The sequence below is a fragment of the Neisseria sp. P0008.S010 genome (assembly GCF_051962715.1).
Taxonomy (GTDB): Bacteria; Pseudomonadota; Gammaproteobacteria; order Burkholderiales; family Neisseriaceae; genus Neisseria; species Neisseria elongata.
Genome location: NZ_JBQCVA010000007.1, coordinates 15,423 through 34,338 on the forward strand (window position 1 = coordinate 15,423; position 18,916 = coordinate 34,338).

The window sequence follows — 18,916 nt, forward strand, 5'->3', positions numbered from 1 at the left end:
TGAAAGCATTTTACCGTTTTCAGACGGCCTGTTTGGCATCAGCGTTCCATGTCCATGCCGTCGTCGCGCCGTTTGGGCTGGCCGGACGGCTGTCCGGGCTGCTGCGTTTGGCTGCGCTCTGCCGTTGTGGTGGGTTCGGGCATATCCAGTTTGGTGCCGCTCATCCGCTTTTGCATGCCGGTGTAAAAGTTCAGCATGGCGGATTCGTGCTTACTTTCGGGAATGCTTTTCACCGCTTCGGCGAAGTCGCGTTCGTGGTTGGCCAACTGTTCTTTGGCGGCTTTGGACAGCTTGTCGGCCTTGGCCAGATAGGCGGCGCGGGCGGCTTCGAGCGCATGGTTGGGTACCGACGGATCTTGGGATTTGTCCACAGTTCGGCCGCTATCGGGCTTAGGTACGGACTGCTGCTCACCAGCCGCCTGTACGGCGGTTTCCGCCGCACGGTTGGCTGCCTGTGTCTGCGCCGGTGTTTCGGCGCGCGTTTGCAGGTTTGCGGCTTCGGACTTCAGCCTGACGCTGTCGTCGGCAACAAGCTGCTCGGACGGGCTGTGTGCGCTTTGCCGGTTTTCAGGCTGCCTTGGCGGCGGATTATGGGCAGACGCTTCGGCCGTCCGGTTGATACCGCCTGCTTCAATGCTGTTGCGCTCGCGTGCCGCGCGCATCTGATCGCGCATGGCCAGATCTTCTTTGCTTGGCGAATAACCGCTATTCGGAATACCTCGCAGCTCGGCTTCCAGCCACATCTGCCGTTTGAACTCGCGGCTGCCGGAAATGCGGATGTTGTCCCAGTTTTTGGCTTGGGCGGTATCGAGCATATCGCTGATGGTTTGCGCGTCTTCGCGGGCGGTTTTGATTTTTGCACCCTTGTCTTCAAATAGCACGGTGCGGGCGTTGTTCGGATCGAGATAGCGGCCGTCGTAACGGACATAGCGGGCATCCAAACCGGCAGCGGTTTCATAGTTCAAATCGAGTACGGGTTTGGGTTTGGCAGGTGTTTCGGGAGCAGGTTCTGCATCCTTTTGCACGGCGGCCGGTATTTCCGGTTCGGGGCGTTTGGTGAGAAGGATTTCAGGCTGCTGCGGGGTTTCAGGCTGCCTGAAACCATCCTGCATCCGTTCGGCGGAGCGGATGCGGCGCAGGCTTTCCTGCGTGCGGCTGCCGCCGTACTCGATGCCGTTTTCCTGTTGGGAAGAAGTCGGGACAGATTCCTCCTGTTTGGCAGCAAGAGTGGACGCAGGCGTTTGCTGCGGTAAAGGTTCGGAATTTTTCTCCGGACGCTTTCCCTTCTGCGGCGACGACCAGCCTTTTTCGTTTCTGGGAAAAAAGACCGTGCCGTCGTTGTGGGTGATGCCGTAATAACCCCGCAGTATCGGATCTTTATCCATCTGCTGCTGTATGGCTTCAGGCGTGAGGCCCCTGTATCCGATGTTGGTGCTTATATCGTCAAATTCGTACTTTTTGAAGTCGGATTCGTAAAAATGGATTGCACGGTTGTCGGCATCGACTTCGGCGCGGGGGGCATCGCCATAGTTTCTGCCCGGATATACGGCAAATGCTGCTTCCGATGCAGGTTCAGCGGGTGCGGGTGAGTGGTTTTCAGGCTGCCTTTCGGCCTGCGGAGTATTTGCTTGCTGTGCCATGTTTTGCTCCTGTTCGGTCTGACCTGCATTTTCGGCAGGCATGGAAAAAGCCGCTGCATCGGGTGCGGCGGCTTGGGTGGGTGCGGGGGCTATGCTGTCGGGCTGTTCTTGCTGCGGGCGGTTTGTTCCGCTTCGATCTCGCTGCGGCTGCGCGGTGTCCACGGGTGTTCTCGGAACTGTTGTTCCATCCACGCCGACGCCTGCCTGAAGTCTTGCCGCAGCAATTCGATCTCGGATGCTGTCAAAAACCCCGGCGCTTCTGATGACGCCTGCCTCTGCGCGTGTAAGCCGGTCGATGCCGTAGCCAAACTCTCTTGTCCAGTAATCATTGGGTGCGTCTCCATGTTTTCGTTGTATTTCGTTTAGTTGGTTTCGGGTGGGAACAATATCCAGCGCGGTTTCCCGCGCACTCATGACGGCTGCTCCGATCACACGACCGCCGCGGTTTTCGATATAGCCGCGTAACGATGCAATCGTGCCGCCCATTGTCGAATTGTCGTCCAAAATCAGATAGTCGCGGCCTGCTTCCACTTTGCCGTCAAATATGGGCTGAAAAGCCAGACGGTGGCTGCTGCCGCTGCCGGTGCGGCCGGGTTTGTTGATTTGGACGATCTCGGCATCAACCGGCCAGCCGGTCGATGCGCGGATGGCATGTGCCATTGCTTCGGGAATTTTGTTTTTGCCGGAACTTTCCTGGGCTTTTACCGAAATCAAAATGGGCACCCGCCCGCCGGCCAGTTCCCGGATATTGTCCAAAGTCTCGGTTGATAATAAAGATTTTACCATATCATACGCTGCCTCAGCGTCGCCCGCTTTGGCTTGTGTATAACCGGCAGCGTCTTTCAATTCTGCCAAACTGCCGTTGCGGATAAGGCGCGGGAAATCGCGCCACGGGGCGCGTTCGGCGCGGCGTTCTTCATTCATGCGGCGCTCGTCGGCAACAGCCTGCTCCCATTCGGGATCGACGGGCGGGGCGGCAGCGGCGGGATTTTCAGACGGCCTGCCGTTATCGCGGTAGGCTGCCGCCGTTTCTTGGGCGGCGATGATGCGTTCCCGTCCGTCCAGCGTCGGATCGTTTAATGCGGCATTGATGTCTTGCTGCGCCTGCTGTCGCAGTTCGGGCGCGATTTGTGCGGCGGTCTCGTTCAGCCGCATGGCGGCCACTGCGGCCTGCGCCGTTTTGGCCGTTTCGGCTGCGCGTGCGGCCTGTTCGGCCGCGGCCTGCGCTTCTTGTTGCAGGGTCTGTTCGGACTTAGGCCGGATTGCGCCAACCGTTGCCCAGCCCATTTCCTGAGCCAGTCCCGGGTGTGCACCGACGATTCTGCCGCCTGCGATGGTAATGTGCCTGCGCTCGAAAGCGGCGTTGTGCGCCATCTCTGCGGTGCGGTAGCCGAACGGGGTGCGCTCGAAGGCGACAGGGTTTTCCAGCCGGATGTGGCCTTCTTTCAGGCGGACGGCCGGGCGTTCAGACGGCCTTTCAGGCTGCCGCACTGTGTTTGGTTCGTGTGATGGGCGGATGTTTTCAGTCTGCCGTTGTGCCAGCCAGTCGGCGAACTGTTTTTCAGTTTCGGTGATGTCATAGCCAACCTCTCCATCAGGCGACCAAATGCCGAGGGTGGGTTTGCCGTTGCCGTCCGTTCCGCGACGGGTTGTCCAGCCTTCGGCCGTGCGCTCGAGGATAAAGTCGGCGCGGCTTGTTTCGCCGTAGCCCCGGTAATTGATGCGCTTGTCCAATATGCTGCGGGCGCGGCCGGCCTGTATGGCGGACAGGCCGGATTGGGCAAGCCAGTCGCTGACGGGTTGGCGCTCGTCAGCTTGTACCTGCTTTTCGGCAAGCTGTACGGCATAGTGCCTGCCGTTCTGTTCCCGGGATGCATAGGCATAGATACCGCTGCCTTCGGGATGCGGCGGGGTTTGGGATGGTGTTTCGGGCGGTTGTGCCATGCTTTGCTCCTGCTCTGCCTGCTTTTCGTTTGCGGCAGACATAGAAAAAGCCGCGTTGCGGGCGGCTGCGGGTTGGGGCGTTTCGCTTGCTGGGGCAATTTCAGGCTGCCTTTCGGGCATCTGCAGAGCGGCGGCCATTTGTGCTCGGACGGCTTCGATGCCCTCGGTCAGATGCAGGTCGTTGAAGTCGGTAGGTAGGTTTTCGCGGTTGCGTTTTTCGTCCCATGCGCCGTGGGCAGCCTGAAAACGCCCGACGGTTTCTGGGCTGAAATCGGGCAGAGCGATGCGGGCGCGGCTGCCGAGGATGACGGCGGCTTGTGAGGCGGCGGCAAGGCCGGTGCCGGAGGGGTCGTTGTCGGCGGCGAATACGACGCGCTGTTCTGCGCTCAGGCGGGATGCCATGTTTTCGGCGATGCGGATCATATTGCCGCTGTCGAAAGCGATAACAACGGGCGCGCCGGTGGCTTTGCGGATGCTGGCGGCGGTGGCGAAACCTTCCGCCAGTACGATGCCTTTGTGCGCTTCGCGCTCGAGATTGCCGAGTACGGCGTAGCTGCCGCTTTTTTCACCGCCTTTGAGAAAGTGTTTGCCGCCCGCTTCGTTGATGGTTTGCACGGAAACCAGTTCGCCGCCCTGATACAGGGGGATGACAAGCTGCCGCTGCCCTTGGTATTCGTTTTGGCGGATGCCGCGCACCAGTTCGGCTTCGGCAATGCCTTTGCGTTGCAGATAGGCATGGTTAAGATCGACGGTTTTATCGGCATTTTTCCAGATGCCGTAGGCTTTTTTGGCAGCTTGGCGGCGGGTATCGGCCAGCTCACGGGCGGCTGCTTCGTCGCGGGCGCGCTGTTCGGCTTCACGGGCAGCCATCTGTTCGGGTGTGGGCGGAACGTAGGGACGCTCGGGACGGTAGCCGTTGTCGCGGGCAAGCCGGAACAGGGTGGCGGCGGTGATGCCGCCGGGTTTGGGCGTGGCAGACTTCCATGTCGATTTGACGATGCTGCTGTTGTAGCCTTTGCCCTGCCGCGACCATTCGTCCCACAGAGTGAAGCCGTTTTCGCCGAGGGCGTCTTTGATGGCAATGGCAATCGGATACCATTCGTTGTGGGTAGCAGGGGTGGGAATGTAGCTCAGGGCAGCCTGAACTTCGTCGTAGGTGGGTGGGGCGTAGTCGTTGGCCATAACGGTTCTCCAAAAGTGGAAATGGAAAAGGCCGTCTGAAAACGGATTTCAGACGGCCTGTATCGGCATGTGGTGCGGTTACGGATATTTCTGACTGGTATGCTTCACGTTCAGGATAAGTACGTATTCCTCAGCGATTTCATAAACCACAACGTAGTTTTTATGAATGACCAGTTCGCGGGTATGGGCAACTCTGCCGTATCTGCCCGCCCTGGGCATTTTTTCCAAAATCAGAACGGATTGGCGGATCAAATCGTCCATTTCCAAAGCGGCAGCAATGTTGTGTCCGGCAATGTAATTGACAATGTTCTCCGCCTCGGAAACCGCCTGCTCGCTCCACTTAACCTGCATTTTTTATGCGTTCCAATAATTTTGCGCGGTTGGCATCCAATCTGTCCATTGCCTGTTCGTTACTAAGAACCGGCGATGCTTTGGATTTTTGTATCTCGCCTTCCAGCCAGTGTGCATAACTGTCGGCAGCATCTTGGTTTTCAAATTCATAAATCCGTGAATCAAGTGTCAAAGTGTTCATTAAACTCTCCCTGCTGTTTGGTTTATCGTGCCTGTTTGGCCGTACTTTGTCAATCAAAGGCAGCCTGCCCCCTTTCAGGCCGCCTAGTCTTCTATGTTGTCGAACAGGCCGCCGCCGTTTTCGGATTCGGCATCTTCTGCGTCGTCATACGCTTGGCCGTCGCCGGAAGCGTCTGCGATGCCGTTTTCACCGTCTTCACCATCAAACGGCGGGGTGTCCGCTGCCGTGCTGTCGGCGAGCATGGCGCGGACGGTGGGCATGGTTTCCAGTTGCCAACTGCCTTTCAGGCTGCGGGCAAGCAGGACGGCGGTTTCGGGATCGCCGCTGACAAGATCGGTGTAGATCTGTGCCAGCTCCTGCTTGTTGCCGTAGTCGGACGGGTGGGTGTTTTTGACCTGTTCGCGCGGGATGGGCTGCGGCTGATCATCGTGCCGTTTCAGGCTGCCTGTTCGGAAATGCAGGTCGGGGATAAAGGGAATGTCCATGCCTGCGCGTTCTTTGAACGCCGGATCGTCGTAGTAGCGGATTTTGTCGGCATAGATGGGGCGGGCGGCAGCCATGTCGAGAATGCACTTGTCCATCGGCATCTGTTTGATCTCGCTGTCGTACATCAGGGCGCGTTTCTGGTCGCTGGTACTTTGGCTGCGGCTGCTGCCTTTGCCGCTGCTGCGGGAAACGGATTTGGCCTTGACGGTTTCATTGCCCAATATCCGGCTGTACTCTTCCGCTTCGGCTTGGTCGCGCGGGGTGAAGATGGCGCGGGCGGTGAAGTTGGTGAAGAAGGTGCGGGCGTTTTCGCGGCCGTACACGGCTTCGATCTGCGCGGGCGACTGGGCGATAATCATCAGACGCAGACCGTAGCCGGCGACGTAGGATACGCCTTCTTGGATGGCTTGGACGTTGCCCAGTGCGGGAAATTCGTCCATCAGCAGCAGACATTGGAAAGGCAGTGTGGTCTGGCCGTTTGCATCGAGATTGTTTTCCGGAAGACCTTGGGCGACGTTTACCTGCACAAGCTGGCTGAAAAACAGATTGGTCAGGCGGCTGAAGGTGGCGGTTTCGGTGGGGTTGATGCCGATGTATACCGTCATGCGTTTGCGGCGCAGATCGTCGAGCCGGAAATCGTCGCCGGAAGTGGCCGCTTCGACAACGGGATCGAGAAAGATGCCCAGCGGGGCGGTCATGGTGGCGAGAATGTCTGCATTGGTTTTGGCATTGCCGTTGGCAAAGCCGGAAAGCAGGGTTTGGCAGGCGTCGCTTAAGGGTTTGCCGCTGCGTTTGCGCGTTTCCAGCTCTTTTTTGATCCAGTCGGTCAGGGTTTGGCCGTCGGCAGGTGTGGTCAGCCGGTAGAGATAGGACAGGGTACTGCGTTCGCGGTAGTCGGCGTCGCGGTTCGGCCGCTCGTGTTCGGTTTCCAGCATATACAGGGCAAGTCCGACGAACAGTTTGCGCGCGGACTCCACCCAGAAGCTGTCGTTGCCGCCGCTGCTTTTCGCGCTCATCGGCAGCATGATGGCGGCCATATTGGAAACATCTTTATACATGAACAGCGGATTGCGCGAGACGTAGGTAAAGGGATTCCAGCGGTGGCTTTTCAGGCCGGTAATCTGCGCGGCCTGCGCCGACAGGTTGGCACGGTGGGCTTCGTCGTCGGTCTCCCAATCGGCTTTGCTCATGCCGGGCATCAGTCCGCCGGGGTTGAACAGAAACACTTGTTGGCCGACGCTGGCACGGTAGCCGGCAGTTAAGAGAAAGTTCTCGAACTTGGGGTCGTATACCACCATGCTGTCGCGGTAGTTCAGGCAGTTCGGAACAATCAGCGACACACCCTTACCGGCACGGGTACGGGCGGCGACAAACAGAAATTCGCTGCCCGCCCAGCGCAGGAATTTTCCTTTGTAGCGTCCCAGCAGGATGGCCGGCGGCGGCAGCGGTTTGCCCTTTTCCTGCTTGGCCGGCGGTTTGAGCAGGCCGGTTTGGGCGATTTCTGCACCGTTGGCGAAGCGTGCCGAACCGTGCAACTCGCGTTTGGGTTTGGCAAACAGCACCGCCAAGATAATAAACAGCGGCGCGACGGCCACCACTGCGGTAAGACCGGATGCCGCATACAGCGGAAAGCGGAAGTTCTGCGGCAGGCGGTCAGAGTATTCCCAGTAGCGCGGCAGCATGGCTAGGGCGGGCGCGCTTTTCAAATCCAGCCAGCGGGTCAGCACAAACGCGCCGAGATACAGTCCGCCGGCGGCGGATAAGGGGGTAATGCCCAAGCCGAACAGTACGGCGGGCAGTTTTTTGGGTTCGGACATCGGTGTCTCCGTACGGACAAACAGAAAAAAACGGTTTCAGGCAGCCTGAAACCAACGACAGAAGCGGCAATCAGCCCAAATAGGCCGACGCACCGCCGTCATTCGCACTGCTGCGCTCATCCGTATGTTCTTCGAGTGCTTTGGATGCGGCGATAAATTTCACCTTGTTGCCGCGCACTTCGTAAACCGTCCGCGCCCGCCCGCTTTTGTCGGTAAAGTGCCGCGACCAGATGCTGCCCCACACGGCCACGCAGTTGCCTTTCTTCAAATAGTTCAGCGCAAATTCGGCAGGCTTGCCGCGCAGCAGCACGGCAAACCATTCCACATGGTCGGTCTCGTTGCCGTCTTTGTCGCGCCGCCTGTCGTTGCAGGCAACGGAAATCTTGGCGTGCGCGTTGCCGTCGGCAAAATAACCGCCTTCGGGATCGCTGCCCAAATAGCCCATCAGGTACAGGGTGTTGTCGTATGGCATACTCGGCCTTTCTTTTTTTCGGAATAGAGCAAATGGAAAATCAAACAAAAAACCGCCAGTCGGAAGAGTTGGCGGCCTTAAAAGCGGAAATTCAGGCGCTGGCCGCTTATTTGGAAACGCTGACGCTGTTTGCGGCGGAAACGCTGCTGTCCGCAGAAATGGGACGGGAACAGGCAGACCGCATACGCAAGTTGGTGGAAGCGGTGGACACGCTTTACGTACAGTCGGAAACCTTCGGCCAAGATGCCTTTTGGGATCGGCTTAACGGCGCATTGAGCCGTTACACCGAACGGTTCGGCGAGCTGCCCTGAACATCCGGTTTGGCGGGCAGGAACGGGGCGTTTTGCTGATGCTTGTCCAATATCGCCAAAACCTGCAGGCGGGCAGGATGGTTTGGGTTTCTGCCGACGGTTTCAGGCTGCTTTTTTTGCAAACACAGCTGTTGTCCGGCTTCGGGCAAACGGTCGCGGATTTGGCGCAGGGTGTACAGAATCTCATGCAGGATGTCGGTGTCGTTCATGGGGTTTCCTTTTACGTTTACTTGTTTTGAAATGCACAAAGGCCGTCTGAAAAGTTTCAGACGGCCTTTGCCGGTGTTTGGGATCTTTACGGATATTGTCTGCTGCCGTGCAGTACACGCAGAATCCGCAATTCGTCCAAAGCCACTTTGTAAACCAGAATGTAGTTGGGATGGGCAACAAACTCACGGGTGCCCACCACTCTACCGGTACGGCCGATATAAGGCATCTGCCCGAGTTTTTCGGCAGTCTCGAACAGGGTTTCGGCAAGGTTGGATGCAGCAAAAGGATTGTCGGCGGCAATGAATTCCACAATGCCGTCCAAATCGCTTTGCGCTTCTGGTGTCCAATTAACCTGCATTTTTTGTCATCTCCGCCAGTTTGGCACGTATACGGGCAGCCACTTCGTCGTGCGGAATCGGCGGTTTGCCGCTGTTTAGGGCTTCTTCCACTTTGGCACGGAACCATGCGTCGTATTCGGCGGCTTCCTGCTCGCTGGCAAATTCGTAGGTCAAGGGGTCGGTTTTCAGTACGGTATTCATTTTGCTGTCCTTTGCATAAAGGGTTGGCGCGATACTGCCTGCCGTACGGCGCTTTGTCAATCGAAGGCAGCCTGAAATCTTTTCAGGCTGCCTTTTCCGTCCTATACCTTGCCGCGCAATGCCTGATATTTTTCCACGGGGTCGAAGTACAGCTCGGTCATGTAGGTACGGTGGAAGAAGCAGACAACGTCGATGGTGGTGCGTACGGTGTTGAGGATGTAGTCGTAGGGCATGGCTTTGCCCGCAGGCGATTCCATCGCCAGTTGGGCGATGCGGTAGTGGACGCTGCGGGCGTCGTTGGCGTGGACGGAAGTCAGGCCGCCGGGATGGCCGGTGTTCAGTGCAGACAGGTAGTCCCACGCTTCGTCGCCGCGCAGCTCGGTGAGCAGGATGCGGTCGGGTTTGAGCCGCATGCAGGCGGCGATAATCTGTTTGGCGCTGATGTGTTCTTTGTAGAACAAGTGGGCATGGTTGGGATGATTGGGGGTATCGAGTTCGTGGGTGTCTTCGATGGTGATCAGCCGGGTTTGCGGATCAATCATGTCCACTAGCGCTTTGGTGAAGGTGGTTTTGCCGGAACCGGTACCGCCAACCATGCAGATGTTGAGTTTGTGGGTGATGGCCAGCCGGAAGAAGGTATCGAGATCGCGGTTGGCTTTGGCTTCGAGCATTTGGTACTGCCAGTCGGCCAGCGGCACGTCGTGCGGCAGACCCATTTTGTCGCTGATGTCGCGGAAATGGCGGCCGTCGATCCCGATGCCGTTTGCGCCCGACGCGCCGTCTTTCAGGCTGCCTGCGCTGCCGTAGCGCGAGGCGTCGTCAAAACCCTGCAGGCGGCCAGTTTCGATGTAGCCGTCCAGCGAGAAGCGGCTGGTGGAAGGTTTGCGGATGGCCATCACCACGGTACGGTCTTCACAGGAAGGTGGGATCATGATGTGGCCGCGCTCGCCGGCGGGCAGGGTTACGGAATGGATGGGGCTGGCGGCGCTGATGTGCTTGTCGTTGTAGTTGCACAGCACATTGGCCAGCTTCATCAGCTTGTCCAGCGACAGTTCGGGGTTTTCTATGCGCTCGATGCCGAAGCTGCCTTCGACAAACATTTCGTAGGGACGGTTAATCATGACTTCGGTCAGGCCGTCGCGGGCAAGCTGGTCGTTAATGCCGAGTTTGTCGAGAAAATTCAATGCGGAGGCGTCGGCGCGAATATGGGTTCTTTCGTGCATGTCATTCCAATTAGGAAAAGGCAGCCTGAAAGGTTTCAGGCTGCCTTGTTGTGTATATAATGGCTATGGGGCTGGGTAGCAACAAAGCCCCATGGCAGTGGGGCTTTGTGCTGAAACCGCCCTAGAAAGGATGGTTTCAAGTATGAAACGTACCACTAGCACTGGTCGTTCATGGCTGAGACTGCGGACAGTCGTTAAGATTATCTTAGCCCTGTTCCTGCTCTTAGTCAATTAACGGCAATCAAAAAACGCTGTAAGGTTTCCGCCTGCCCTTTGGGGCGGGCGGTTTTCTTTTGCAGCAGTCAGGTAGCCGGATAAAGACAGTTTGCTGTTTTTCAGACTGTCTGCCACTTGGGAAAGGCCGTCTGAAAGTTTTTCAGACGGCCTGTACCTTTATTGCCTGATGGCGGTATCGCCCGCATCCGGTATGGGCATGCGGTATGGGCTGACCCGTTCGTACACGCTGCCGAAATCCACGTCGCGGGCGACGATGATGTTGATGCGGCTGCCCTGATTGATGTAGCCGGTCGGCGGGATGTTGATGCTGTTTTTCAGGGCTTCGGTGGCCATATCCTGTGCGGATTCGGACGTGTTGTCGAAGTTGAAGGTCTGGCCGCCGTTACCCTTGCTGTTGCGGCGGTTGGAGGCATAGTTGCCCAAGTCGCCGATCAGGCTGATCATCACTGCCCCACCAAAGCGTTGCCAGAAGTGGTAGTTCACCCGTGCGCCGATACCGGCTTCGCCAAGTTGGCCGGCGGCTGGGCTGGCCAGCGCAACACGCACGCCGTAGGGCGTTTCGGCTTCGTTCCACAGCACGAATACGCGCGCCTGTCCCTGCAGCAGGGCGGATGCCTGTTCGCCGGTAACTTTGCTGCCGCGTTCGAGCAGCAGCACTTTGCCGTTGGCGGAATAAACGTCTTTCTCGACGATGCAGCGGGTAAAGCCGGGCTGGATGGTAACAATCTTAGTCTGCATGGTGCAGGGGATATTGGTGCCTTTAGCCAAGAGATAATCGCTGCTTGCGCGGCGTGAGGCTTGGACGGAGGCGGTCAAGGTGGGGTTGAGCCTGCCGGCCAGCCCGACGCTTTGCGCCTGTTCCCCTTCCGCCGGCGGATTGTCGCTCATATACGGATCGTTGGCGCCGATGGTGGCGGTATTGCCGGCACTGCCGACGACGGAGGCATCGGACTGCATGGAGGATGTTGTGCCGCCGTCGGTGGCCACCAAGACTTCTCCGGTCAGCCGGCGGTCTTTGGGCGGCAGTTCGGGCGCGGAGGCTTCGGCAGTCCGGGTTTCGGGCTGGCCTTCGGCAGTGACGCCTTCGGGTGCGGAGGCGGGCGGGTTTTCTTCCTCTTCCGGCTCCACTCCTTCGGGAGCGGATGCGTCTGCTTCCTGCTGTTGCTCGGCCAGAAGCCGGGCTTGGTCGGCTGCCATGTCGTACTGACTGTCGGCCGATATTTCCGGCACTTCTTTTTCTTCCGTTTCCTCTTCGGAAGGCGCACTGTTTATCCATATCATCAGTCCGGCAATGGCAAGGCCGCAGCCGACAACGGCCGCCCCGAGCAATATCAGCTGCTGCGGGCTTTTAGATGTGCCGGAGGCGCTCTGCACATCCGGCACTCCGCCTTCGATCTGCGGATCGCCTACTTTCTCAAACATGCTTTCAGGCTGCCCGTCGTCTTCCGGGGCAGAGTCCCCGTTTTGCTTGGGGCGGCGAAAGCGGTCGAATAGTCCCATCGTGAATCCTTTCTATTTCAAAAGACGGACGGACTCTTTGTCGTCCGTACCGGTGCGGTTGAAGGTGCCTGTACCGTCGTAGCTGCGGTTGTCTATGCCCAGCACTGATTTGCCGGAGCGCAGTACAAACTTGGCGGCGGTCTCGTGGACAATCAGCGTGTCGCCTTCGGTATGGCTGTCGGTCAGGCTTTCGCTGCCGTCGGCATTGATGCGGTACACCGTCGGCAGGGCGCGGCCGTTGTCGAATTGGAAATAGGTAAAGCGGCCGTTGTCCCACAGGGCGGTAGGGGCGAGTTGTTTGTCACCATAGCCCCAGTAGTCGCGGTTGTCGTCCATTGCCCGCAGTCCGCCGGCGGCGGCCAGTGCGGCTTCGGCATTGCGGCGTTTTTCCGCCAGCGCATCGCGTTGGCGGCGGATATCGTCCGGATAGCGGAAACGCAGCACATAAGTCGGCGGCTGTTTGGCTCCGGCAAGTTTGAGGTCGAAGACGTAGGTGCGTTTGTCTGATACAACAATCATGTTGGTGGCCGGTTTCTCTTCGGTCGGTTTGAATAGGATGTTGTTGCCGCGCACCGACATTTTCCAAGCCTCTGCATCCCCCATGCCCAAAGCGGAATAGCGGGCGTCGAGGTATTCGCCGTCCTGCAGTTGCACCATTGCGGCGCGGCCGACTTGGGCGTACACGGTATAAACGCGTTCGGGGCTGTAGTTTTCGGTGCGGATACGCGAATCGGCTGCGGCGTTGGCACAAAGCAAAGCCGCCCATACAAAGACAAGGGCGGCGGGGCGGTTGGGACGGAACAGCCGTCCGCGGTTTTCAGACGGCCTCAAACGGCATGGCGGCAGGTAACGGTTCGTCATTGGACGGTCTCCTTGTCGGTGCGCCAACTGGTTACGGTAAAGCCCAGCGGATTGATCAGCCGGGCTTCGTCGGGCATGGATACGTCGCGGTATTCGTAGCTGATGGTGGCAATGTAGCGCTGCGGCGGCAATACGTTTTTGTCGGCAGTCAGCGGAATCATGGTTTTTTCATAGCGAACTTGGGCGGTTTTGCCGACAAAGCTGACGGACAGGATTTTGACGTTGATGCGGAAACGGTCGGTCAGCACCTTGTACGGTGCGTTGGGGCTGTCTTTGTAGAGCTTGACCAAATCGGCCTGCAGGGACGGATCGGACATCAGATTTACCGCGTCGAAAGTGTCTTGGACGGAATACCAGTCATAGCCTTCACGGTCGCGGACGTAGCGGGACAGATAGGCTTTGTCCATCACTTCGCCATAGCTTTGCTCGTGTTTTTTCAGGGTGGTAACAATATCGGTGGCACCGGTGTTGTTGTCCACCCGGATAAGAAACGGCAGGGCGGTCTTAAGCGGGGTAAGGCCGGCAACGGCGCCGACGGCCAAACCGGTAATCAGCAGGCAGGCGGCGGAAATGCGCCATGCGATTTTGGCGTTTTTACGGACACGGTCGATTTCTGCGGTTTCAAAGGCACGGGCGGCTTGGATAAATTTCAAGGGCGGCACGGCTTTGTCTTGGGCGGACGGCTGTTGTGCTTTTTGATTCATGGCTGCTCCGTGGTTTTGGCGGTGCTGTCCGCAGCTTGCAACTGCGGTACGTTGATCGGAAAGGGTTTGCCGTGCGGTTTGGGTGCGCGGTGGGCGCAGGCAGACAATAAAAAGGCCGCTGCAAGCGCGGCGGCGGAAAGTTTGAAAAACATTTTTCGATTTTACCTTTCATCAATAACAAAAGCGGCCTTCCGCAAAGGAGAAGGCCGGTATGAGCAAACGGACGGCGACAGTCAGTGCCCGTCGTAGGGGCGGCCGTTGGAACAGGCGGCCAAAACGAAGAAAATAACGGAGAATCCGGCCATCATCCCGAAAAACTGTCCCAGTTTTGTGCCGTGGAAGAAATAACCCAGCACGGGAAACGACAGGATGATGACCAACAAAAAGCGTGACAGCATAATAAACCCTCCCTATGGTTTGTCGGAAACTAACGCCTGCCGATGGCACCGCCGGTACGGGCACGGTTGCCGAACATTCCAGACGCGCCGCGCCCCATCCGGGTCAGCAGGTTGCTATGCGATACCGCCCGCACCAGACCGGCGGCAAATCCTTCCATACTCGCGCCGCCCGTTAATGCGGAAGCGATTCCCGGTATCTTAATTGCGGCCAGTACGAAGAACAAGGTCATCAGGAAAAATATCGGCGGCAGCATTTCTGCCGCTATTAGGTCTGTGGCGATATCTCCGGTGATGTATTTGTCTATCTGGCTGTCGAAATAGGCCGTCTGAACCATGCCCAGAATCGAAAACAGCACCACCGTTACCGTATAGTTCAGACACTGGCCGATCCAGTTCATGCCGTACTGCCGTGTTGCCGGAAACAGCATCATGCCGACGAACAGCGGGCCGACCATGATGGTCATCGCCAGACAGATCTTGGTTACGATGTAGTAGGCAAAAGACATCGCCAGCATCAGGTTGCCGCACAAAAAGACGACCAGCCAGATTTTGGCGGTAACACTGATTTTGAAGCCGACGCCGTCAATGCCGCTTTTACTGTCGGCCAGCGTGGTAATCTTGTCCAGTAGTGCATCCAGTTTCTGCGCGCTGGCGTCAAACGCGCTCGCATCGAAGGATTTGTTGCTGAATAATGATGCCATGTTTTCAGGCAAGGAATAGATTAACTTGGCTATTTCGGAATATTGCGAAGCGTTGAATGCGCAGGAAATGACGATCATCCACCCGACAAACTTCTTCGCCATATCGATAATGTTATCGTCCAACCCCCGGTTGTAGGCGTTGAGCGCAACAATCATGACATAAATCCCGAAACCTGCGGCAAACAGCGGCGCAAGGCCGGAAATGAAACTGCCGACCGCAGAAAACAGATTGTCCCCCAGCGTGGCGACAAACTCTTTGGACAAATCGGTAAAAATGCTCGTGGCCATTTTTTGCTCCTTGGGAAAAGAAAAGGCCGCATCCTTTTTTAGGATGCGGCCTACAGGGCGCATAACGGTATTTAGTTGCTTTGGGATGCGGCCGCATTTTGCGGGCAGCCCCATTCCTTCATTTCCGCCGTCCAGCCGTGCTTTGCGGCGCGGGCGCATTTTTCTCTGTGATCATTGGCCTCTTCTTCTTCCAACTGCCGTCTAAGCTCGGAATCGGCGGAACTGCCGCCGCATCCGGCCAGAATGGCAGCAGCAGCCGCACACAACAGCAAAGCCCGTATGCTTTTCATCATTTGTTTCCTTTAAAAAAGGCCGGTCAGCATCCCTGCTCCTTCCAGCCGTGTTTTGCCGCCCGGGCGCATTTGTTGCGCAGGGCGAAGTTGCGCTCGTCGATTTCTTTCTGCATTTCGTACAGACGCGCCATTGTATCAAGATTGATTTGGTTTTGCTGGATTTTCGCCTGCTCGCCAGCAATGCGGTTTTGCAAATCGGCCGCCGCTTTGGCATCCTGCGTTTTGTCTACCTGATCGAGCAGGGCGCTGATGTTTTTCATCCGAAGCTGCGAGTCCTTGATGGATTTCAGCGTCATGTCGAACTGTTTGATCAGCCGTTCGTCGCTGTTTTTGGCGTCGTAGGCTTTGCCGGAGAGCAGGTCTTTGCCGCCACTGCCGCCCTGTTTTTTGGCGGCTTCGTAGACGGCCTTCCATTCGTCCGGCAGGGCTTCCTGCGCTTCGTTGCGCAGCAGTTTGCCGATGTTGCGGCTGCCGGTGAGTGCCTTGACCTGCGATTTGAGCTCGTTAATCTGTTTGATCTGATTTTCTATCTGCTGCTTCATTTGAATGCCCTGCTGGATGGCTTGGGCAACTGCCGCTCCGTCAAAAACCGGAATACCGCCTGCAAAGGCCGGCACGGAAACAGCAAGACCGCCGGAAAGCAGAACGGCTACAGCCAATTTGGACAAACGTTGTTTTGTCATCTTAATACTCCTTAAGGATAAAAAAAGCCGGCGGTTGCCCGCGCGGCTATGGTTGGAAACGATCAGCTTTCAGCCTGCCCGAAGTCGGCACGGCCTTTGGTGGCCGCCGTAACGAAGGGCCGGTACCAGTCGCGCACGTCTTCGCCGTATTCCTCCATCGTGCGGTGCAGCAGCTCGACGTTGGCGGTATTGCCGGACAATACGGCGATGGCTTCGTGCATGCCGAACAAGTCCAGTTTGGCAAAGGCAGACTGTTTGGATTGCTTGACGAGGAAGGTGCGGCTTTCCAGCGGCAGTTCCACCAGCTGTTGGTACTCTTTTCTGCTGATGCCGCAGCGCTGGTAGCTGCCTTCGTATTCGGCGTCGGGGTTGGGCAGGAAGATTTTGGTCGGCGTCTGCTGGACGATGGCCGGGAAGATGCTGCTGTTGATGGCATCCTCCGGCGACTGGGAAACCAGAATCAGCCAGCCGCCGCGTTTGCGGTCGGTTTTGAGGATTTTCAGCATCAGCTCTTCCGTTGCCGAAAAGCGCAGCGGCCACCAAAACTCTTCAATGATGCTGGCCAGCAATCCGTCTTTTTCCGCCACTTTGTCCATCATGATGTTGCGCAGGTGGAACATATAGGCCAGTACCGGAGCGGTGGGCGGATAGCCGTCTTTGAGAATGTCGGTCAGATCGAAGCCGACGCGCCAGAAATCTGCCGGATCGAAGCGGTTCTCGGGGTTGTCCAAACACCATGCAAAGCGGCCGTTTTCGGATTCGCACCACTTGGCCAGCCGCACATACAGGCAGTCGGGATCGGCCAGATTGGGAATGTGCTGCAGCAGGTGGCTGAAACGCCTCATGTGCCAGTCCAAGTCCATCAGTGCGTCCACAGCATCCTGTATCTGCTTTTCCTCTGCTGCTGTCAGCCTGCCGGCTTCGTTCTGGCCGCAGATGCCAACCAGCGTGTAGAGAAACTCGCGGTTGGACGGGGTATCGGGCAGTTGGAAGGGATTAAGTCCGGTAGGTACGCCTGCTTCCAGTGCGAAGTAGCTGCCGCCGATGGCGCGGATGAAAATCTCCATACCCCTGTCCAAATCAAGGGCGAATATGTAGGGGGCAAAGCGTTCGGCAAAGGCCATCAGGGCGCATTGCAGGGTGGTTTTGCCCGCGCCGGTAGCACCCAGTATCAGGGTGTGGCCGGCGATTTTTTCACCGATGTTGTCGTCTTTGGGATTGGTAAAGTGGAAGTTGAAGTCATACACGGTTTTAGAAACGGTCTGCAGCGGCATCACCGCGCTGCCGTCACCCAGCGGATTGCCGTGTTTTTTGCCGTGCGAGTAGTTGTGGATGCCGAAAGTGCAGGCAAGGTTTTCCGTGGTTTTCGGGAAGCTGCGCGGCCGGTCTTTGCAGCCGGGAATCTGGCTGAACCATGTGGACGGTGCGGAATAGCCTGCCTTCATAAAGCGGAAGCCGCCGGAATTGAGAAAGGCGGAATAGGCTTTGGCGCCGTTACCGACGGCTTCGGCAGGCGTGCCGCCGAATACGGTCAGAGCAGACGAGTAGTCGCCGAACATGATTTCGCCCGCCATCAGCCTGCCCTGCGCGTCCTCTAATTCGATTTGCTGGTTGACGGCTTTGTCGTCCACCGAAGCGAAGTTGTGAAGCTGCCGTTTAATTTTCTGCTGCATCTCGTAGGGGCTGATAAAAATCAGACTTTGCGTGAGCGTGAACTCGCACGGCAGGGTCAGGATATTGGTCAGGATTTTCGGTTTGGAGAGACCGAAATCGCGCAAATCGTACATCACCGCGTATTTGCGGCCGCCGCTTTCGGGGCGGATCTCACAGATGTCGGTGCCAAAATGCAGGTTGGCGGCAGGGATGGTTTTGTAGGCCGATTGCGGCGACAGCGGGATATTGGCGGCACGGCCGTTGATCAGGCTGCCGTAAAAGCGGTACACGTCTGAAAAGGCCACCTCTTCGGGATTCTGCCATGCGGACAATACCTGCGGCGCATAGGGTTCGAGTGCGCGCAGCAGAATCTGCATCTGTTCGTTGCATTCTTTGATGCCGGCATCGATGCTGTCGGCTTTGATCAGCAGGGACAGGTAGAAGCGGTTTTCGTAGTAGTCCTCTTCGCGGAAGCGGCGCAGATAATCGTGGGCGAAACGGCGGCAGAAAGCATTGTCGAATCCGTATTCGCGGTCGAAGTCGATGCGCTCGCGTTTGAGCGTCGTCCATACCGCGCCGCGGTTGCCGAGGCTCTTGCCGACGCCGGTCAGTACGGCGCGGAGGTTGGCAAAGTAGGTAAACAGGCGGTTGTCGTCCACGCCGTCGAACGGCAGTCCTTCCATTTTGATCACAAAGCCGTAGTGGCCGCTTTCGTAATACACCACCTCATTGCTGACGTGTTGGCAGACTTTCGGCAGAAAATCCGCTGCCGATGCCGTTCTGTTGAGGGTTTTGCCCCAGTAGTCGCTGGTAATCTTTGTAGTCATCTTTTTGTCTTCCGTATCTGCCTGCGTGCAGTGTGAAAGTGGACAGCCCCGCGCCCGCTCCGATGCGGCGCAGCAGCCATTTGGCCTCCATCGCGTAAATTCTCACTGCCTGATCGTCATTCGCGCTGACGGTTTTGAGGCCGAAGTAAACCGGGATGTTCAAACCGACCAGCAGCAATGCCGCCTTGCCGACAAACAACTGTCCGAACATGCCGGCGAATACCGATCCCAAAATACAGAGCACCATCGGCATCATCGGCACCCCGAAAAACATGGCGGGGCGGTTCATGCCGTTGTAAGTGGGAAACTCGGTGTCGATGTTTTCGTCGCTCATGACGCGAACTCCTTTTCGTTTGCATGAAAACAGGCCGTCTGAAAACTTTTTCGGCTGCGCCGAAACTGCGTTTTCAGACGG

The 18,916-nt window shown here is 57.5% G+C and carries 20 protein-coding genes; 1 reads left to right on the top strand and 19 read right to left on the bottom strand.

What is annotated here, in order from left to right:
• Positions 1–38: 38 nt before the first annotated feature.
• From ACTHSL_RS03320 to ACTHSL_RS03340, 5 genes are all read right to left on the bottom strand, one after another.
• Entirely contained in the window at positions 39–4,766 is a 4,728-nt protein-coding gene (locus ACTHSL_RS03320) for an LPD7 domain-containing protein (RefSeq protein WP_440380335.1), read from the bottom strand.
• Between the two features lie 78 nt (positions 4,767–4,844).
• Positions 4,845–5,117 carry a type II toxin-antitoxin system RelE/ParE family toxin gene (locus tag ACTHSL_RS03325; RefSeq protein ID WP_440380336.1) on the bottom strand — a complete coding sequence of 91 codons (273 nt, stop codon included), beginning with the start codon at positions 5,115–5,117 and terminating at the stop codon, positions 4,845–4,847.
• Complete coding sequence (locus tag ACTHSL_RS03330; protein WP_440380337.1) at positions 5,107–5,298, bottom strand: hypothetical protein; 192 nt, start codon at positions 5,296–5,298, stop codon at positions 5,107–5,109. Before ACTHSL_RS03330 ends, ACTHSL_RS03325 begins: the two co-directional genes overlap by 11 nt.
• An 83-nt stretch (positions 5,299–5,381) precedes the next feature.
• On the bottom strand, positions 5,382–7,601 hold the full coding sequence (locus ACTHSL_RS03335) for a type IV secretory system conjugative DNA transfer family protein (protein ID WP_440380338.1): 2,220 nt from the start codon (positions 7,599–7,601) through the stop codon (positions 5,382–5,384).
• Positions 7,602–7,671: 70 nt separating this feature from the next.
• On the bottom strand, positions 7,672–8,073 hold the full coding sequence (locus ACTHSL_RS03340; RefSeq protein WP_114922580.1) for a single-stranded DNA-binding protein: 402 nt from the start codon (positions 8,071–8,073) through the stop codon (positions 7,672–7,674).
• Between the two features lie 32 nt (positions 8,074–8,105).
• Here ACTHSL_RS03340 and ACTHSL_RS03345 point away from each other — a divergent pair, with 32 nt between their 5' ends.
• A complete protein-coding gene (locus tag ACTHSL_RS03345) occupies positions 8,106–8,384 on the top strand; it encodes a hypothetical protein (RefSeq protein WP_440380339.1) in 279 nt (92 codons plus the stop codon).
• On the opposite strand, the gene ACTHSL_RS03350 is transcribed toward ACTHSL_RS03345, so the two are convergent.
• The 14 genes from ACTHSL_RS03350 to ACTHSL_RS03415 all read right to left on the bottom strand — a co-directional run bounded on the left by ACTHSL_RS03350 (position 8,354) and on the right by ACTHSL_RS03415 (position 18,835).
• A complete protein-coding gene (locus ACTHSL_RS03350; protein ID WP_440380340.1) occupies positions 8,354–8,593 on the bottom strand; it encodes a hypothetical protein in 240 nt (79 codons plus the stop codon). The genes ACTHSL_RS03345 and ACTHSL_RS03350 overlap by 31 nt on opposite strands.
• A gap of 86 nt (positions 8,594–8,679) precedes the next feature.
• The gene (locus ACTHSL_RS03355; protein ID WP_314934308.1) at positions 8,680–8,952 is read right to left on the bottom strand and encodes a type II toxin-antitoxin system RelE/ParE family toxin; all 273 of its coding nucleotides are present in this window, start codon (positions 8,950–8,952) and stop codon (positions 8,680–8,682) included.
• Positions 8,942–9,133, bottom strand: coding sequence for a type II toxin-antitoxin system RelB family antitoxin (gene relB / locus ACTHSL_RS03360; protein WP_114922739.1), 192 nt, complete (start codon positions 9,131–9,133; stop codon positions 8,942–8,944). The genes ACTHSL_RS03355 and relB overlap by 11 nt, the downstream gene beginning before the upstream one ends.
• A 101-nt stretch (positions 9,134–9,234) precedes the next feature.
• On the bottom strand, positions 9,235–10,356 hold the full coding sequence (locus ACTHSL_RS03365; protein ID WP_395429243.1) for an ATPase, T2SS/T4P/T4SS family: 1,122 nt from the start codon (positions 10,354–10,356) through the stop codon (positions 9,235–9,237).
• A 393-nt stretch (positions 10,357–10,749) separates the two neighbouring features.
• Positions 10,750–12,093 (bottom strand): type IV secretion system protein VirB10, encoded by a 1,344-nt coding sequence (gene virB10 / locus ACTHSL_RS03370; RefSeq protein ID WP_440380341.1) that lies wholly within the window; start codon positions 12,091–12,093, stop codon positions 10,750–10,752.
• A gap of 12 nt (positions 12,094–12,105) precedes the next feature.
• Positions 12,106–12,954, bottom strand: a complete 849-nt coding sequence (locus ACTHSL_RS03375; protein ID WP_114922585.1) for a TrbG/VirB9 family P-type conjugative transfer protein — start codon at positions 12,952–12,954, stop codon at positions 12,106–12,108.
• Positions 12,951–13,658, bottom strand: coding sequence for a virB8 family protein (locus ACTHSL_RS03380; RefSeq protein WP_314934295.1), 708 nt, complete (start codon positions 13,656–13,658; stop codon positions 12,951–12,953). The genes ACTHSL_RS03375 and ACTHSL_RS03380 overlap by 4 nt, the downstream gene beginning before the upstream one ends.
• Positions 13,655–13,810, bottom strand: coding sequence for a hypothetical protein (locus tag ACTHSL_RS03385; RefSeq protein WP_205277236.1), 156 nt, complete (start codon positions 13,808–13,810; stop codon positions 13,655–13,657). The genes ACTHSL_RS03380 and ACTHSL_RS03385 overlap by 4 nt, the downstream gene beginning before the upstream one ends.
• Positions 13,811–13,891: 81 nt before the next feature.
• Positions 13,892–14,056, bottom strand: a complete 165-nt coding sequence (locus tag ACTHSL_RS03390; RefSeq protein ID WP_162817682.1) for a hypothetical protein — start codon at positions 14,054–14,056, stop codon at positions 13,892–13,894.
• 29 nt (positions 14,057–14,085) lie between these two features.
• The gene (locus tag ACTHSL_RS03395; protein WP_440380342.1) at positions 14,086–15,045 is read right to left on the bottom strand and encodes a type IV secretion system protein; all 960 of its coding nucleotides are present in this window, start codon (positions 15,043–15,045) and stop codon (positions 14,086–14,088) included.
• Positions 15,046–15,116: 71 nt separating this feature from the next.
• A complete protein-coding gene (locus tag ACTHSL_RS03400; RefSeq protein WP_049256328.1) occupies positions 15,117–15,338 on the bottom strand; it encodes a hypothetical protein in 222 nt (73 codons plus the stop codon).
• A gap of 23 nt (positions 15,339–15,361) precedes the next feature.
• Positions 15,362–16,021, bottom strand: coding sequence for a type IV secretion system protein (locus ACTHSL_RS03405; RefSeq protein ID WP_440380343.1), 660 nt, complete (start codon positions 16,019–16,021; stop codon positions 15,362–15,364).
• Between the two features lie 62 nt (positions 16,022–16,083).
• Entirely contained in the window at positions 16,084–18,501 is a 2,418-nt protein-coding gene (locus ACTHSL_RS03410) for a conjugal transfer protein (RefSeq protein WP_440380344.1), read from the bottom strand.
• On the bottom strand, positions 18,401–18,835 hold the full coding sequence (locus ACTHSL_RS03415; RefSeq protein WP_314934278.1) for a VirB3 family type IV secretion system protein: 435 nt from the start codon (positions 18,833–18,835) through the stop codon (positions 18,401–18,403). The genes ACTHSL_RS03410 and ACTHSL_RS03415 overlap by 101 nt, the downstream gene beginning before the upstream one ends.
• Positions 18,836–18,916 lie beyond the last annotated feature (81 nt).

Coding starts and splice junctions, on each gene's coding strand:
- ACTHSL_RS03380 (WP_314934295.1), bottom strand. CDS start 13,658: ATGAATCAAAAAGCACAACAGCCGTCCGCCCAAGACAAAGCCGTGCCG.
- ACTHSL_RS03355 (WP_314934308.1), bottom strand. CDS start 8,952: ATGCAGGTTAATTGGACACCAGAAGCGCAAAGCGATTTGGACGGCATT.
- relB (WP_114922739.1), bottom strand. CDS start 9,133: ATGAATACCGTACTGAAAACCGACCCCTTGACCTACGAATTTGCCAGC.
- ACTHSL_RS03390 (WP_162817682.1), bottom strand. CDS start 14,056: ATGCTGTCACGCTTTTTGTTGGTCATCATCCTGTCGTTTCCCGTGCTG.
- ACTHSL_RS03385 (WP_205277236.1), bottom strand. CDS start 13,810: ATGTTTTTCAAACTTTCCGCCGCCGCGCTTGCAGCGGCCTTTTTATTG.
- ACTHSL_RS03330 (WP_440380337.1), bottom strand. CDS start 5,298: ATGAACACTTTGACACTTGATTCACGGATTTATGAATTTGAAAACCAA.
- ACTHSL_RS03405 (WP_440380343.1), bottom strand. CDS start 16,021: ATGACAAAACAACGTTTGTCCAAATTGGCTGTAGCCGTTCTGCTTTCC.
- ACTHSL_RS03395 (WP_440380342.1), bottom strand. CDS start 15,045: ATGGCCACGAGCATTTTTACCGATTTGTCCAAAGAGTTTGTCGCCACG.
- ACTHSL_RS03375 (WP_114922585.1), bottom strand. CDS start 12,954: ATGACGAACCGTTACCTGCCGCCATGCCGTTTGAGGCCGTCTGAAAAC.
- ACTHSL_RS03340 (WP_114922580.1), bottom strand. CDS start 8,073: ATGCCATACGACAACACCCTGTACCTGATGGGCTATTTGGGCAGCGAT.
- ACTHSL_RS03320 (WP_440380335.1), bottom strand. CDS start 4,766: ATGGCCAACGACTACGCCCCACCCACCTACGACGAAGTTCAGGCTGCC.
- ACTHSL_RS03350 (WP_440380340.1), bottom strand. CDS start 8,593: ATGAACGACACCGACATCCTGCATGAGATTCTGTACACCCTGCGCCAA.
- ACTHSL_RS03365 (WP_395429243.1), bottom strand. CDS start 10,356: ATGCACGAAAGAACCCATATTCGCGCCGACGCCTCCGCATTGAATTTT.
- ACTHSL_RS03410 (WP_440380344.1), bottom strand. CDS start 18,501: ATGACTACAAAGATTACCAGCGACTACTGGGGCAAAACCCTCAACAGA.
- virB10 (WP_440380341.1), bottom strand. CDS start 12,093: ATGGGACTATTCGACCGCTTTCGCCGCCCCAAGCAAAACGGGGACTCT.
- ACTHSL_RS03415 (WP_314934278.1), bottom strand. CDS start 18,835: ATGAGCGACGAAAACATCGACACCGAGTTTCCCACTTACAACGGCATG.
- ACTHSL_RS03325 (WP_440380336.1), bottom strand. CDS start 5,117: ATGCAGGTTAAGTGGAGCGAGCAGGCGGTTTCCGAGGCGGAGAACATT.
- ACTHSL_RS03400 (WP_049256328.1), bottom strand. CDS start 15,338: ATGATGAAAAGCATACGGGCTTTGCTGTTGTGTGCGGCTGCTGCTGCC.
- ACTHSL_RS03345 (WP_440380339.1), top strand. CDS start 8,106: ATGGAAAATCAAACAAAAAACCGCCAGTCGGAAGAGTTGGCGGCCTTA.
- ACTHSL_RS03335 (WP_440380338.1), bottom strand. CDS start 7,601: ATGTCCGAACCCAAAAAACTGCCCGCCGTACTGTTCGGCTTGGGCATT.